The sequence below is a fragment of the Frankia sp. Hr75.2 genome, assembly GCF_949319125.1.
In the GTDB taxonomy this organism is placed as follows: domain Bacteria; phylum Actinomycetota; class Actinomycetes; order Frankiales; family Frankiaceae; genus Parafrankia; species Parafrankia soli.
This window is the reverse complement of sequence record NZ_CASGGV010000288.1, coordinates 177,511-191,789: the sequence shown is the minus strand read 5'-3', so window position 1 is coordinate 191,789 and position 14,279 is coordinate 177,511. Positions and strand designations below refer to the sequence as shown.

Below are 14,279 nucleotides of genomic sequence, written 5' to 3'. Positions count from 1 at the left end.
CGTGCGCGACTTCCTCGCTGCGGTACGCGGGCTGACGGTCCGCGGCCGTTCGTTCCTCGCCGCGGGCGGGGCGTGCGTGGCCTCGGCAGCGGTCATCGGCGAGCAGGACCTCCTCGCGGTCGGTGCCCTGCTTGTCGCGCTGCCGCTGTTCGCGGCCGGGTTCGTCGCGCGGACCCGCTACCGGCTGGCCTGCACCCGCCGGTTGGAGCCGCCGCGGGTCACCGCGGGCGACACCGTCTCGGTACGGATCCGGCTGGACAACGTCTCCCGGCTGCCGTCCTCGGTGCTGCTCGTCGAGGACACGACCCCCAACCTCGGCCTCCGCGCGCGCTTCGTGGTGGACCAGATCGAGCCGGGCGGCTCCCGTGACCTCTCCTACCCGCTGCGCGCCGGGGTCCGCGGCCGGTACCAGGTCGGCCCGCTCACGATCCGGCTGACCGACCCGTTCGGCCTGTGCGAGCTGGAGCGCAGCTTCCGGGGGCGGGACGAGCTGATCGTCGCGCCCGCCCTGGAGCGCCTGCCGCTGACGCCGCTGGTCGGTTCGTCCTCGCTGAACAACGAGGTACGCCGCTCGTCGGCACGGGCGGGTGAGGACGATTCCACCACACGGCCGTACCGCTCCGGCGACGATCTGCGCAAGGTGCACTGGAAGACCACGGCCCGGCTGGGTGAGCTGATGGTGCGCCGCGACGAGCGGCCGCTGACCGGCGCCGCCACCGTGCTGCTCGACACCCGGCACACGGCCTGGCCCGAGATGGACCGGGACGACCCCTTCTCCTGGGCGGTCGGCGCGGCCGGCTCGATCGCGGTCAACCTCGCCCGCAGCGGCTACGGCGTCCGGCTGATCGCCGACACCGGTGTCGCGGCGACCGGTCCCGGCAACGCCGTGGGCGCGCTGCTCGACGAGCTGGCGGTCATCGCGCCGACCCCGTCGGCCACCCTCAGCCCGGCGCTGGCCAGTCTGCGCTCGGCTGAGCACTCCGGCATGGTCGTCGTCGTGCTCGGACGCACCGACCAGGCGACGGCCTCGATGATCGCGGGTGCCCGGCCGCGCAACGCCCCGGCCATCGCGGTGCTGGTGGATCTCGCCGGCTGGGGCGCCTCCCCGGCGGCCGGGGGCGACCTGGAGGTCACCCGGCACACCCTGACCAGGCACGGCTGGACCGTCCTGGTCGCGGGTGCCGGGGCCCGCCTCGCCGACACCTGGCCGCAGATCTTCCGTCCGGGCGCGTCGGCCGGGCGCCGGTTCGCCGTCGGGAACGCCGTCGGCGGCATGGCGCGGGTGTCGTACGGGTCCGTGTCGGGCACCGGTCCGGCCGCCCACGCGGGGTCCCCCCCCCGCGCGGAGCACGACGCCTCCGCCCGCCGGGCCGGCGCGGCGCCGAACGGCGGCTCGCTCCACGGCGGCTCGCTCCACGGCGACTCCCCCCACTACAGCTCGCCCAACGGCAGCTCGCCCAACGGCGGTTCGGCCAACGGCGGTTCGGGCCACAGCGGCTCCCCCAACGGCGGCTCGGGCGGCGGCTCGCACGGTCGGGACGCCCGCCGCGGCGCGGCGCCCGCCGAGGGTGGGGCGGACCGGGCCCCCGCCGACCCGACGCCACCCCCGCCCGCGACCGCGACCGCGACCGGCCCGCTGTACCGGCCCGGCTCCCCCCACGAGCCCGCGACCCCCGCCACCGCGGGAGGCGGCCCCCCACCGAATGGTCGCGGATGGTGACCCCACGGCCGTTCTCCGCCGCGCTGGGCGGGATGGCCTGTCTACTCGCCAGCGCCGCGCTGGCCCCGCTGTTCGACGGGTTCGGCTGGTGGTTCGGCCCCGTCCTGATCGCGACGGCGGTCGCCGTGAGCACCGCGGTGCTGGGCCGGCTGCTCGGCGCCCTGTTCCGGCTGCCGGCGTCCACCGGCATCTGCCTCAGCCTGATCGGCCTGCTCACCACCCTCACCAGGGTGAGCGCACGGGACACCGCCCTGCTCGGCGTGATCCCGACGCCGTCCACCGTGACGGCGCTGCGCGAGCTGGCGCTGGCCGGCAAGCACGACATCGGCGAGCTCGCGGTGCCGGTGCCGGAACGGCCCGGCCTGGTGGTCCTGGTCTTCGTCGCCGTGTACCTGGTCGTCATGGCGGTCGACCTGATCGTGGTGGTCGTGGACCGGCCCCCGCTGGCCGGCCTGCCGCTGCTCGGCCTGTTCGTCGTGCCGGCCGCCGTCCTGCCGGCCGGGGTCGGCACGCTTCCCTTCGTCCTCGCCTCTGTCGGCTTCGTCGCGCTGATGCTGCTGGACGGCAACCGGATGGTGACCCGGTGGGGCCACCCGGTCGGTGACCGGCCCCCCCGGGTCATCCGCAACGGACTGGGATCACTCGGTGCCCGGGTGGCCGTCGGGTCGCTGGTGATCGCGGCGGCGGTGCCACTGCTGGTGCCCTCCCTGGACGGGCACGGAGTGATCGACAACGGCGGCGGCAGGCGCTCGGGCGACGGCCCGAGCTCGGCGAGCGTCGTGCAGCCGATCGTCTCGCTCTCCCAGCAGCTCCATGACGACCGCGAGATCCCGCTCCTGCGCGTCACCACGGACAATCCGCAGTATCTGCGACTCACCGCTTTGGAGAACTTCGACGGCCAGCGCTTCACCCTGCGGGCCCTGAACGCGACGAAGGAAGCCCGGGTGAGCGAGGGCCTGCCCGGACCGGAACGGGGCGTCCGCACGATCTCGACCACCGCGTCGGTGGCGGTCTCCGGCGAGATGGCCGAGCGTTACCTGCCCGTGCCGGGCATTCCCACCGACTTCGACGGGCTCGCCGGCGACTGGCGCCTCGCCGAACCGACGGGCACCGTCTTCTCCACCCGCACCTCCACCGCCGGGCTGCGCTACACCGTCAGCGCGGCGGTCCCCGACCCCACCGCGCAGCAGATCGCCGCCGCCACCGGCCCGGTGCCCGAGTCGATGAACGTCGTCACTCAGCTGCCGCCGGACGTCGACCCACGGCTGCGGACACTGCTCGCCCAGATCACCACCGGCGCGAGCACCGGCTACGCCCGGGTCCTCGCCATCCAGAACTTCCTGCGCGGCTCGGAGTTCACCTACGACCTCAACGGCGCACCCACCGTCCAGGACGGCGCGCTCAGCGAGTTCCTCTTCGAGAGCCGGCGCGGGTACTGCGAACAGTTCGCGTCCGCAATGACCGTCCTGGTGCGGATGCTGGGGCTGCCCGCCCGGGTGGCCATCGGTTTCACGCACGGCACCCGCGCTGCCGACGGCACCTGGGTGATCACCAACAAGCAGGCACACGCCTGGCCCGAGGTCTGGTTCCCGACCCTGGGCTGGCTCCCGTTCGAGCCGACCCGCCGCTCGGACGGCGCGACCCCGGCCCCGGACTACGCCCCGTCGACGACCGAGCCGACCACCGGCCCGGACCCGGCCGAAGTCCCCCAGGGGAACGGGGATGTCGCCGTCGAGCCGACGCCGAGCGCGGTGCCCGTCCCCGACGACCAGGGCGGGGCGGCCGAGGAGCTGACCGCCGAGGCCGACGACAAGGCCGCGGGCACCCACAAGGACACCTTCCCCCCCTCCTGGCTGCCCTGGGTCGGGCTGGGTCTCGGGATCCTGGTCCTGCTCAGCATCCCGGCCCTGTCCAGGGTGGCGCTGCGGCGCCGCCGGATGGGCTCGGGTGGCCCCGACCGCCAGGACGCCGAGGCAGTCGCGCGCGTGCACGCGGCCTGGGCCGAGTTGGTCGACGTGGCCGCCGACCTCGGCATCCACCTGCGGACGAGCGACTCACCGCGCTCGGGCGCGCAGCGGCTCATCGCCTACCTCGAGGCCGGCCCCGAAGCCGGGTCGGCGGAGGTCGACGCCGCCCGGCAGGCCCTGATCCGGATGGCAATGGCCCAGGAGCGGGCCCGTTACGCCCCCGCCGGGATGGCCGCGCCCGATCCGGGCGTGGACGTCCTGGCCGACCTGGCTCTGGCCCGCCGGGTGCTGTGGTCGGTCGCGCCCCGGGGCCGCCGCGCGATGGCGACGGTGGCCCCGCCGTCGATGATGCAGCGGGCGCGGGAGATCCCGGTGCGCGATGTTCTCGGGCGCATCCGGCACCGGGCCGATGACCCGCCGGACAACGGCGCCGACGACGACCAGGAGGCCGGGGTCGGTGCCTCCGCCGGCGGGCGGACACACCCGCCGCAGCCGCCCGCCTGAGATCGCGCCAGCCCGAGCCCGACCGAGACCGGGCTCGAGCGAGAACCCGTCTGAGCCACCAGGCTGAGATCGGCTCACCGCCGGGCTCAGCCTGGCCGGGCTCCGGGAGCGGTCCCGATCAGGGACGGTCCTCCCAGCGGCGGCGCCACCGCTCCTCCACCCGTTCCATGAACGACTGCCGCGCCGGGCGCGACCGGCCGCCGGAACCGGGCCTGGATTTCGACCCGTGCGGGCGACGACCGACGTCATTGCCCCGGCCGCTGATCCGACGCAGGTCGGCCGCCCCCCGCAGTGCCGCGAAGAGCATCATCAGGAACCCCAGGATCCCCAGGATCACGGTGAGGGGTACCTGGTTGAGGATCACACCCACGACCAGGACGACGAGACCGAGCGCGAACAGGACCCCGCTGCGCCGCACGCGCCGCAGGAGGTAGGTCCTGGGGTTCGTCGACCGGACCGTGCTCGCGAACTTGGGATCGTCCTCGACGAGAGCGCGCTCGATCTGCTCCAGTAGGCGCTGCTCGTTCTCCGAGAGCGGCATCGACGCTCCTCCCACGACCTTCAGGCCCGCCGGACGGAACCTGACACCCAAGAATAGGCATGTGCGGGGCCGAGGCGGTAGGCAACAGGTCATGCTGTGTCCAAGCCGGTTCGAACCCACTCCGACCAGAGCTATTCGGCGTACTGGGCTCCTGCCCGGGCCAGCGGGGTTCATGCCATGCTCATCGTACGATCATGCCGTTCGGTGATCGTGGCCGCGGCCGTTCCAGGGGCGTTCGAGCCTTCCAGGACACCGGATTCACACTCGGCCAGGCCCCCACTCACGGGGAGGAGCCGGGCGCGGCGGGCGGTCGGGCAGCAGCGACGCGGGCCGGACGGACTCCTCCCCGAACCGCCGGCGGGCGCCGTCGGTGGCCCGGTCGACCTCGGCCCAGCCTGACGGCCGCTCGTCGAACGCCAGTTGGTGGCTCGTCCGCCCGGCGGCGGACAGCCGGGCCGCCCGCACCCCGAGCAGGCGCACCAGCGGGCGGGATGTGGCCCTGAGCTCGTCGAACAGCTCGCCCGCGGTGCGGTAGATCACCCAGGTGACGTCGGTCGGCTCGGCGAGGGTACGAGCCCGCGTGACGGTGCTGAAGTCGGCATGCCGGACCTTGATCGAGATGTTGCGGGCGACCTGGCCCCGGGCCCGCAGGCGGGCCGCGACGCGCCCGCTGAGGCGGAGCAGCTCCCGGGCGAGCCGCTCGGGGTCGGCCAGGTCGGCGGAGAAGGTCTCCTCGGCGCCGACGGACACGTCGACGCCGTCAGGCTCGACGCGGCGGCCGTCCCGCCCGTGCGCGAGCGCGTGCAGGTGGCCGCCCGCGCCCGCTCCGAGGGCGCGCCGCAGCGTGTCGGCGGGCGTGCGCGCGATGTCGCCGATCGTGCGTATCCCCAACCGGGTCAGCGCCTGCTCCGTCCGCGGCCCGACCCCCCACAGCGCCGCGGTCGGCAGTGGGTGCAGGAAGGCGAGGACCTCGTCGGGGGGCACCACCAGCAGGCCGTCCGGCTTGCACCGGGCTGAGGCGATCTTCGCGACGAACATCGACGGCGCCACCCCCACCGAGCAGGTCAGGCCCTGTTCGGTCGCGATCCGGCCGCGGATGGCCCGCGCGATGTCGACCGGGGTGCCGAACAGCCGCCGCCCGCCGCCCACGTCGAGGAACGCCTCGTCCAGGGAGATCGGCGCGACCAGCGGCGTCACGTCCCGGAAGACGTCCATGATCGCGCGGGAGACCTCGCGGTAGCGGCCGTGATCGGCGGGGACGACCACCGCTGTGGGGCACAGCCCGCGGGCCCGCGCCATCGGCATGGCGCTGCGCACCCCGAAGGCCCGAGCCTCGTAGGTCGCGGAGAGCACCACGCCCCGGTTCCCCCCGCCCACAATCACTGGACGGCCACACAGCTCGGGGGCGTCCCGCACCGCGACCGAGGCGTAGAAGGCGTCCATGTCGACGTGCAGGATCCGACTGTCGGACGGCCCTGCCCCGCCGGGCTCCAGTGGGGCGGGCTCCGGCGGGGGCTTCACCGCGGGCCGTCAGCGCGGCAGCAGGAACCCGATGACCAGGCCGACGGCGAGGCTGCCCACCGAGAGCCCGGCGACCCGTACCAGCCAGGTGTTCCGTCCTCTCTCCATCGGCCGCGCCCGCCCGGACGGCCCCGCCGCCGGCCGCCGCCCCACCACGGGCCGCCAACGCGCCAAGGGCGGCCTCGGCACCGCCCGGCCGGCGCGCCGCTCGTCCACACCAGCGACCACCACCGAAAACCACCACCCTCAGTAATCATCAAACCCCAAGCTGTAACCGATGGTGACCGAACGTAGGTCTCGACGCAAGAGTGGGCCGTCATCAGTGGGGCGTCATCGGAAGTCCCTGGAGCGCCCACCCACCGCCACCGCGGCAGCGGGCTCTCGACGATCATGTTCACCACGCCTTCCGCGCTCTCCAGCCGGCCGCGCACGATCAGTGCCACCGCCGTTGCATGTGAGCGCCCGGTAGCGCCCGGTCATGCCGCCTCGCCTCTCGGTGAGGAACCCCCGGTCCGACCCGCTCGCGCGGTGCCGGGTTCCCGTTTCACAGCCACCCGCCCAGCAGGCTGGGTCCTACGGTCGGCTCCACGGGCGTTTTCCGTCTCCGACGTACTGGCGGCGACGAGGTGACGCAGGTTGACCGCGGCGTTCAGGTCGCGGTCGATCACCAGCCCGCAGGACTGGCAGGCGAAGGTACGGTCCGACAGGGTGAGGCTTGGGTTTCGCCAGCCACAGCCGGAACAGGTCTTCGAGGACGGATACCAGCGGTCCGCGACGTGGAGCCGCGAGCCGTACCAGACGGTCTTGTAGGTGAGTTGACGCCGGATCTCGGCCATGCCGGTGTCCGAGACCGCGCGAGCGAGCCGGCGGTTACGGACCATCCCGGCGACATGCAGATCCTCGACGATGACAGTGGCGTGCTTGGTCGCCAACCGGGTGGTGAGCTTGTGGAGCCCGTCGCGCCGCTGGTTGGCGACGTGGGCGTGCAGGCGGCCCAGTGCGGCGGCGCGCCGGCGGCGCCCGGCACTGCCCGGCTTCGAGCGGGCATAGGCCCGGGACGCGGTGCGCAGCCTGCGCAGCGAGCGGGTGAGTGGCCTGGGGTTGTCGACCTGCTCACCGGTCGACAGGACAGCGAGGTGCTTCACTCCCGCGTCGACACCGACCGCGCCGCCCGCACGTTGGCGGGCCGACGGGTTCTGGGGGATCTCACGATCGATCTCGACGGTGAACGCCACGAACCAGCGGCCCGCCGTGCGCGACACGGTCGCACCGAGCAGCCGGGCGGACCCGGCCGCCAACCGGCCGGTGAGCGCACCCATCGCCTCGTGGACCTTGACCCGGCCCAGGCGGGGCAGCTTCACCTGTAGGTCGCTGGCCGGGCCGTAGGCGCCGGTCGTGTACCGGAACGAGTCGCGGGCCCTGCCCCGCTTCTTGAACCGGGGGAAACCGACCCGCTTCCCCTTCCGCTTCCCCGTGCGGGAATCAGTGAAGTTCTTCAACCCGCGGGCGAGCTGGTCCAGTCCGGACGAGTACGCCTCCTTCGAGCACGCCGACCACCACGGGGCGGCCTCGTTCTTCGCCGCGTTCCACGCACGCCGCAACGCGGGCAGCGTCCACGGCACCGGGGTGAGCAGGTCCCCGGTCAGGCCATACGACTTCTCGGCGTCTCGCTGTTCGAGCGCGGCCTTCACCCGAGCCAGACCCCAGTTGTAGGCAAACCGGGCCGCCCCGGCATGTCTACGGAGATCCGCGAGCTGGGCGTCGTTCGGGTCGAGCGCAAACCGGTACGCCTGGAGAACCTTCACGGCACGTCCGCGGTAGCGGCGGCCACCGCGCGGGCGGCCCGGTCCGCGGCGGTCCGGCGGCCATAGAGCCGGGCACACATCGACGTCAGGATCTCCGTCATGTCCCGGACAAGATCGTCGACCTGGTCGGCCGGGTCGACGACGACGAGTCTGCGACCTGACGCGGCAAGCGCCGCCTCGACAGAGTCGGCGCCGAACCAGGCGAACCCGTCACGATGCTCGACGACGATCGTCGTCACCGCCGGGTCACGCAGCAGAGCGAGGAACTCCCGCCGAGGGCCGTCGAGTGCCGACCCGACCCCGTTCACAGCCGCCCACTCCTTGAGATTCACACCACCACCACACAGCGCCACTCAGCGCTAACTGGCACTCAACTGACAACAGTTTTCAACCCCACGGGGACGCGGCCTGCGCCAACGAGGGCTGGGAGGGCACGCCGAGCGCCGCCTCGACGAGCCCGAGGAAGATCTCCACCTGGCGGACGAGGTCGTCGGCGTCCCTGGTCGTCACGACGGCGAGCCCGGCCTCGGCCGCGGCCCGCCGCCCGGCACCCGCGGCGAAGAACGCCGACCACTCCTCGAGCTCGGGGGCCACCAGCGCGAGCAGCCGCCACGCGCTCACCGGGCGGCCCCGACGACCCGGGCGGGGCTGCGCGCGGGCAGCGAGAACGGCGGCCGCGGCCCGCAGGGCGGCGAGATGCGCCAACGCGTAACGCTCAGCCGCCGGGCGGGTGAAGGCCGCCTCGGCCAGCCCGCGCCGGGCCGAGGTGAGGAGCTCGTCCCGGGAGCGCCGCGGGAGCCCCGAGGCGGGGAGCATCGTCCGGCCCGGAAGCTGCCCGGGGACCGGCCCGCGCGGACCGGAACCGTCGTGACGGCTCACCGTGCCCTGGCGGCCCACCGCGCTCTGGTCGCCGGCCACTCCGAACCCACTGACAGTGCTTCGCCGAACCGCACCCACTGGGATCACCTCTCCGATGCCGAACCGCGTGATGCTGGATCACGTGATGCCAGATCACGTGATGCCGGGCCACCCCGACATCGAACGCATGTTCGAAAGTAATCCCGGGCCGGCCGGCCGTCAACCCGCCGGCGGGGCGCGCCACGCGGACGGGTCGAGATCGGGGTAGGCGGGCGCCGGAGGCACCGGGTCGTCCTCCAGCAGCAGGAGGAACCAGCCGAGCAGCACGAGCACCGTGACCTCGGGCACCCAGCCCCGGCGTGGGTCGGCCACCGTCGCGGCGCCGAAGTCCGGGCGGGCCACCGGCGGGCGATGGCGCGTCAGGTCGGACGGGTCAACCAGCACGATCGCGACCCCGTCGTGCGCGAACCGGACGATGTTGGCGTTCCGCCAGCCGACGAATCCGCGTTCGAAGACGTACCCGGCGGCCCGGCGGCGCGGGCGCAGCCAGCGCAGCGTGGAGCCGTCCGCGAGGTCGACCAGGCCGCCCCGCGGCCGGGGCCGGAACGCGGCGAGCGGCAGCCGCGCCACCGGATCGACCACCCGCACCCCCACGCCGTCGAGGTCCGACTCCAGCCGGAACGGGCGGTCGGCGACCATGAGCTCCACCCCGCCGTCCCGATGCCACCTCTCGAGGACGGCCGCCCGGTCACCGCGCACCCACACCTGGTTGCGGGTGCCCGACACGAAGTCGTAGCCCACCTCCAGCGGCAGCAGGCCGTCGAGCCGCGCGGCAAGGCCGGGCGCCACCCCGCGGCGGCCCGCGCCGGCCCCCTCGGCACCCGCCCGGCCCGCCTCCACCCGGCTCACGTCAGCCCGGTCCGCGGCCGCCCGCCGCGCGCCGCCGTCACGGCGGCGGTGATCCGGTGCCTCGTCCGCTCCGCCGCGGGACGCACCCGTCACCGCTCCGATGCCCGAGAACTCGAAGATCGACATGATCGACACCCTCCCTCCAGCCACCGCGGGACCCCGAACACCCCCCGCCGAAATGCGCGGCGGCCCGGTATGGCTCTCGACAACGAGTGCACCCCGGACCGATCAACAACCGGTACACACCCGATCACGACTGCCGTTGACCCGGAGTTGAAAGCGTCGAATCGCACGCGCGACGATTCCGCGGTTGTCCCGGTGTCCGCCACGGCCCGCCGCGGGAAAGGCAGAATCAGAAGGACGAACACCGCCGGCGCACCACACCGGCGACCGCATTCTCCCGAGAGGACCAGATGCCCGATCCGGACCGGCTCCAGTTCGCCGTCCTGGGGCCGTTGGAGGTCACCGCGGGCGGTGTTCCCGTCGTGCTCGGCGGCACCCAGCGAAAGGTGCTGCTCGCGGCGCTGCTGCTCGAGGCCGGGCAGGTGCTGTCCACCCAGCGCCTGATCGAGGTGATCTGGAGCGAACCAGCCCCGGAAAGGGCACTCGCCACCCTGCGGACGCACGTCAGCGAGCTGCGCCGCCGGCTGGAGAGCCCCAGCTCAGCCCAGGTGCTCATCCGCCGGGGAGCCGGTTATCTGCTCGATGTGGGGCCGGCGCAGATCGACGCCGAACGCGCCCGGCGGCTGTTGGAGCAGGGCCGGCGCGCCATCGAGGACGGCGACCCGGTCAGCGCCATCGCGCCGTTGCAGGAGGCGCAGGCGCTCTGGCGCGGCCAACCGTTGGTCGATCTCGTCGACTATCCCTTCGCAACGGGCTACGTCGAAAAACTGACAGAGCTTCACCTTGACATCCAGAAGACGCGAATCTCAGCCGATCTGTCGCTGGGCCGACACCGCGAGGTCATCGGTGATCTGCGGATGCTCGTCACGAGACATCCGCACGACGACGGGCTGCGCCGGGAGCTTGTTCTCGCGTTCTACCGCGACGGACGCACCGAGGACGCCGCCCGGGCCTGCCGGGAAGGCCTTGAGGCACTCCACGATCTCGGTCTGGAATCCCCGCTGCTGCAACGGCTCCAGGAGGACGTCCTGCGCGCCGATCCGGGCCTGGCCTGGACGCCGCCACGTGCGCTGGGCCGGCCGGTGTCGGCGCCGCCCACCGGGCAGGGCGTCTACCAGCTCCCGCCCGACATCGAGGAGTTCACCGGCCGCGACACGATCCGGAACCAGATCCTGGCCACCCTCACCGACCCGGTGGCGGGCGCGAAGGGGACGGTCGTCGCCGCGATCGCCGGCAAGGCCGGGGCGGGGAAGACCGCGCTCGCGGTGTATGTGGCCCACCGCGTCCGCGCCCAGTTCGCCGACGCCCTGTACGTGGACCTGCGCGGCACCAGCGAACCGCTCGACCCGCACCGCGTGCTGGGCCGCTTCGTCCAGGCGATGGGGGTAAGCCGGGCCGCGGTTCCCTCCGACCCCGACCATCTGGTCGAGGTGTACCGGTCGCTGCTGGTCAACCGCCGGGTGCTGATCCTGCTGGACAACGCGGCGAACGAGGCGCAGATCCGCCCGCTGCTCCCGACCAGCCCCGGCAGCGTGGTCATCGTCACCAGCCGCTCGCGGATGCACGGGCTGACCCCCTCCTACTGGATGGTCGACGTCCTGCACCCCGGCGACGCCGTGGAGCTGCTCTCCAAGGTGGTCGACGAGCGGCGGGTGAGCGCGGAGCCGGAGGCGGCACGCGACATCGTGGGGCTGTGCGGGTACCTGCCGCTCGCCATCCAGATCGCGGGGCGCAAGCTGGCCGCCCACCCGCACTGGCGGCTGACGCGGCTGGCCTCCCGGCTGGCCAACGAGCGGGACAGGCTGTCCTGGCTGGAGGCGGGCGACCTCGAGGTCCGCGCCAGCTTCGGGCTCAGCTACGAGGGCCGCCCCGCCGACGAGCAGCGGGCGTTCCGCCTGCTGGCGCTGCCCGAGCTGGCCGACTTCGCCCCGTGGGCCGCCGCCGCCGTCCTGGACGTCGGCCTGGACGAGGCCGAGGACGTCGTGGACCGCCTCGTCGACGCCCAACTGCTCGAACGCCGCGGTGTCGACCGGGCCGGCACCGAGCGGTACCGGTTCCACGACCTGCTCCGGGTCTTCGCCCGGGAGAAGAACGAGGCGTCCGCCGGCGCGGCCCACCCCACCGTCCCCCCGGGCCCGGGCTTCACCCGGACGGCGACCAGCGACGTCCCGCGCGCCGCCCCCACAGGCACGGACACCGGAGCGGCGCCGGCAGCCCAGGTGCCGCGGCTGGCTCCCGAGCACGCGCAGGCCCTCGACCGGCTGCTGTACGCCTATCTGGCGGTGCTGCGCGGCGCGGTCGACGAGTTCGCGCCGGGCACCGCGCGCACCATCGAGCCCGCCGCCCACACCCCCGCCGCGGGTGGCTCCGGTGGACCGGGCCACGCCGTCGACCCGGACGTGGTCGCGGCACTCACCGCCCAGCCGCTGCTGTGGTTCGGCGGCGAGCGGGTCAACCTGCTGGCCCTCGTCGACCAGGCGCACCGGCACGGCCTCGACGAGCCGACCTGGCTGCTCGCGATCGAGGCCGCCGAGTTCTGCGCCTTCGGCGCGCACTGGTCGGACTGGGAGCGGATCCACACCCTCGCGCTCGCGGCGGCGCGGCGGCGCGGCAACCGGCTGGCCGAGGCGGTCCTGCTGTGCGGCCTGGGCGAACGCGACATCACCCTCGCCTTCGAGCACGCCTTCTGGCGGCTGGACGCGCCCGGTGCCGACAACGACGGGGAGCCGGCGGCCGTCCTCGGTGCCCGCGCCGCCGACCACCTCGACCTCGCGACCGAGCGCCTGGAACGTGCCCGTTCGATCTTCGTCGAGTACGACGACGCGCTCGGCGAGGCCCGCACCCTGCACGGGCTGGCCGACGCCGCGCGCGGGCGCGGGGACGCCGAGGGCGCGGTGGAGCACTTCGAGCAGTGCCTGGCGCTGACCCGCCGCGGCGGCGCGCGGCGCGCGGAGGCCGAGGCGCTGATCTGCCTGGCGATGGCGCACGGCGACCGCGACGAGCTGGGCGAGGGCATCACCTGCCTGTCGATCAGCCTGTCGATCGCGCGCGAGCTGACCAGCCGGTCGCTGGAAGCCCTCGCGCTGCGCCGGCTCGGCGACCTGCACCGGCACCGGCCGGAACGCGCCCTGGCCCACTACAACGAGAGCCTGCCGCTGCTGAGCGCGCTGCCCGACATCCTGTGGGAGCCGCGGATCCTGGTCCGGCGGGGCGACATCCTGGCGCGCCTCGACGATCATCTCGCCGCGCGCCGGTCCTGGCAGCAGGCGGTCACCCTGCTGCGCCAGCACGGTTCCACCGAGCTCGCCGCGGCCGAGTCGCGGCTGACCCGCCCGGCGAGCACCGCGCCGACCCAGTTCGCCAGCGGCCGGCTGCTCGGCGACTTCGACCCGGCCTACTTCATCGGACGGGTCGCCACGAGCCGGCGCAGCGTCCGCCTGCTCAACACGTGGACGGACCTGCTGGCCCCGGCGCACGTCGAGGCCTTCGCCGAGGCTCTGCTCACCGCGGTCGACGCGGGGGCGATGGTGCAGATCCTGCTCCTGGACCCCGACTCCCCGCCCGCGGCCGGCCGGGCCGAGGACCTGCTGCACAGCATCGACGTCCCGAATGTGATCAGGGCGAACCTGCGCGTGCTCGACACCGTGCGGGCGCGGCTGGTCCCCGCGCTGCGACCCCGGCTCTCCGTGCGGATCTATGGCGACCAGCCACTGACGACCTACCACCGGTGGGACAGCGGGGCCCTGATCTCGACCTTCCCGTTCGGGCACTCGTCGGCAGCCACGACCCAGCACGAGGCGGCGATCTCCTCGACCCTCGTCCAGTTCGTCGAGCAGCACTTCGAGAAGATCTGGCATCCCGACCGCAGTGTCAGCCTCGACGACTATCTCCGGGTCCCGCTGCGCATCCTGCGCACCCACGGCCCCGACCGGGACGCCCGCACGATTCAGGCGAGGTACGCGCGGCTGGGCGACACGGTCTACCTGGCCGACGAGGAGCTGACCCGGCTCGTCCACGACGGCGGCGCCGACGGCCTCGTCACCGAGATCGGCGGCACCGGCCGCCACCCGCTCACCGAGCTGCACCGGTGCCGGGTCGTGCCGGCCTGGGAGGGGCGTGACGGCGCCGCGGACGCCTTCGCGAAGAAGTACGGACCGCAGACCACGGCCCCCGCGCCGGACGGCCCGCCGCTGCGGCTCGCGCCGATGCGCCCCCCGCCGCCCGCGCCCACTCCGCCCGCCGCCGGGCCGCCCGCCTCCGGGCCGGCGGCTCCTGGCCCGGCGGGCCCTGGGCCGGCAGGCCCGCTGCCGTCGCCCCGATCGGTGCCGTGA

8 protein-coding genes and 1 pseudogene are annotated in these 14,279 nt (G+C 74.1%); 3 read left to right on the top strand and 6 right to left on the bottom strand.

The features are described from left to right. The first annotated feature begins 1 nt into the window (after position 1). Together AC559T_RS20965 and AC559T_RS20960 are read left to right on the top strand one after the other, a co-directional pair. Positions 2 to 1,720, top strand: coding sequence for a DUF58 domain-containing protein (locus AC559T_RS20965; protein WP_498869804.1), 1,719 nt, complete (start codon positions 2 to 4; stop codon positions 1,718 to 1,720). Beyond that, positions 1,714 to 4,191, top strand: a complete 2,478-nt coding sequence (locus AC559T_RS20960) for a transglutaminase TgpA family protein (protein WP_368956702.1) — start codon at positions 1,714 to 1,716, stop codon at positions 4,189 to 4,191. Before AC559T_RS20965 ends, AC559T_RS20960 begins: the two co-directional genes overlap by 7 nt. Before the next feature lie 118 nt (positions 4,192 to 4,309). Here the strand turns inward: AC559T_RS20960 and AC559T_RS20955 are convergent, their stop codons facing one another. The 6 genes and pseudogenes from AC559T_RS20955 to AC559T_RS20930 all read right to left on the bottom strand — a co-directional run bounded on the left by AC559T_RS20955 (position 4,310) and on the right by AC559T_RS20930 (position 9,951). Further along, complete coding sequence (locus tag AC559T_RS20955; RefSeq protein ID WP_498869803.1) at positions 4,310 to 4,732, bottom strand: SCO2097 family morphological protein; 423 nt, start codon at positions 4,730 to 4,732, stop codon at positions 4,310 to 4,312. 258 nt (positions 4,733 to 4,990) lie between these two features. Then, positions 4,991 to 6,253 carry a DNA polymerase IV gene (gene dinB / locus AC559T_RS20950; RefSeq protein WP_112104787.1) on the bottom strand — a complete coding sequence of 421 codons (1,263 nt, stop codon included), beginning with the start codon at positions 6,251 to 6,253 and terminating at the stop codon, positions 4,991 to 4,993. 476 nt (positions 6,254 to 6,729) lie between these two features. Continuing rightward, a complete protein-coding gene (gene tnpB, locus AC559T_RS20945; protein ID WP_498869802.1) occupies positions 6,730 to 8,058 on the bottom strand; it encodes an IS607 family element RNA-guided endonuclease TnpB in 1,329 nt (442 codons plus the stop codon). Beyond that, a pseudogene (locus AC559T_RS20940) lies at positions 8,055 to 8,366 on the bottom strand (IS607 family transposase); the annotation flags it as partial. The gene tnpB and the pseudogene AC559T_RS20940, both read right to left, overlap by 4 nt. Before the next feature lie 79 nt (positions 8,367 to 8,445). Continuing rightward, positions 8,446 to 9,015: an SAV_6107 family HEPN domain-containing protein gene (locus AC559T_RS20935; protein ID WP_235013602.1), complete on the bottom strand. Its 570-nt coding sequence runs from the start codon at positions 9,013 to 9,015 to the stop codon at positions 8,446 to 8,448. 120 nt (positions 9,016 to 9,135) lie between these two features. Then, positions 9,136 to 9,951, bottom strand: coding sequence for a hypothetical protein (locus AC559T_RS20930; RefSeq protein WP_498869801.1), 816 nt, complete (start codon positions 9,949 to 9,951; stop codon positions 9,136 to 9,138). Positions 9,952 to 10,238: 287 nt separating this feature from the next. Here AC559T_RS20930 and AC559T_RS20925 point away from each other — a divergent pair, with 287 nt between their 5' ends. Beyond that, a complete protein-coding gene (locus AC559T_RS20925) occupies positions 10,239 to 14,279 on the top strand; it encodes a BTAD domain-containing putative transcriptional regulator (RefSeq protein ID WP_498869800.1) in 4,041 nt (1,346 codons plus the stop codon).

Excerpts from the sequence above, each read along its gene's own strand:
- AC559T_RS20960 (WP_368956702.1), top strand. The coding sequence starts at position 1,714 with ATGGTGACCCCACGGCCGTTCTCCGCCGCGCTGGGCGGGATGGCCTGT.
- AC559T_RS20955 (WP_498869803.1), bottom strand. The coding sequence starts at position 4,732 with ATGCCGCTCTCGGAGAACGAGCAGCGCCTACTGGAGCAGATCGAGCGC.
- AC559T_RS20930 (WP_498869801.1), bottom strand. The coding sequence starts at position 9,951 with ATGTCGATCTTCGAGTTCTCGGGCATCGGAGCGGTGACGGGTGCGTCC.
- AC559T_RS20925 (WP_498869800.1), top strand. The coding sequence starts at position 10,239 with ATGCCCGATCCGGACCGGCTCCAGTTCGCCGTCCTGGGGCCGTTGGAG.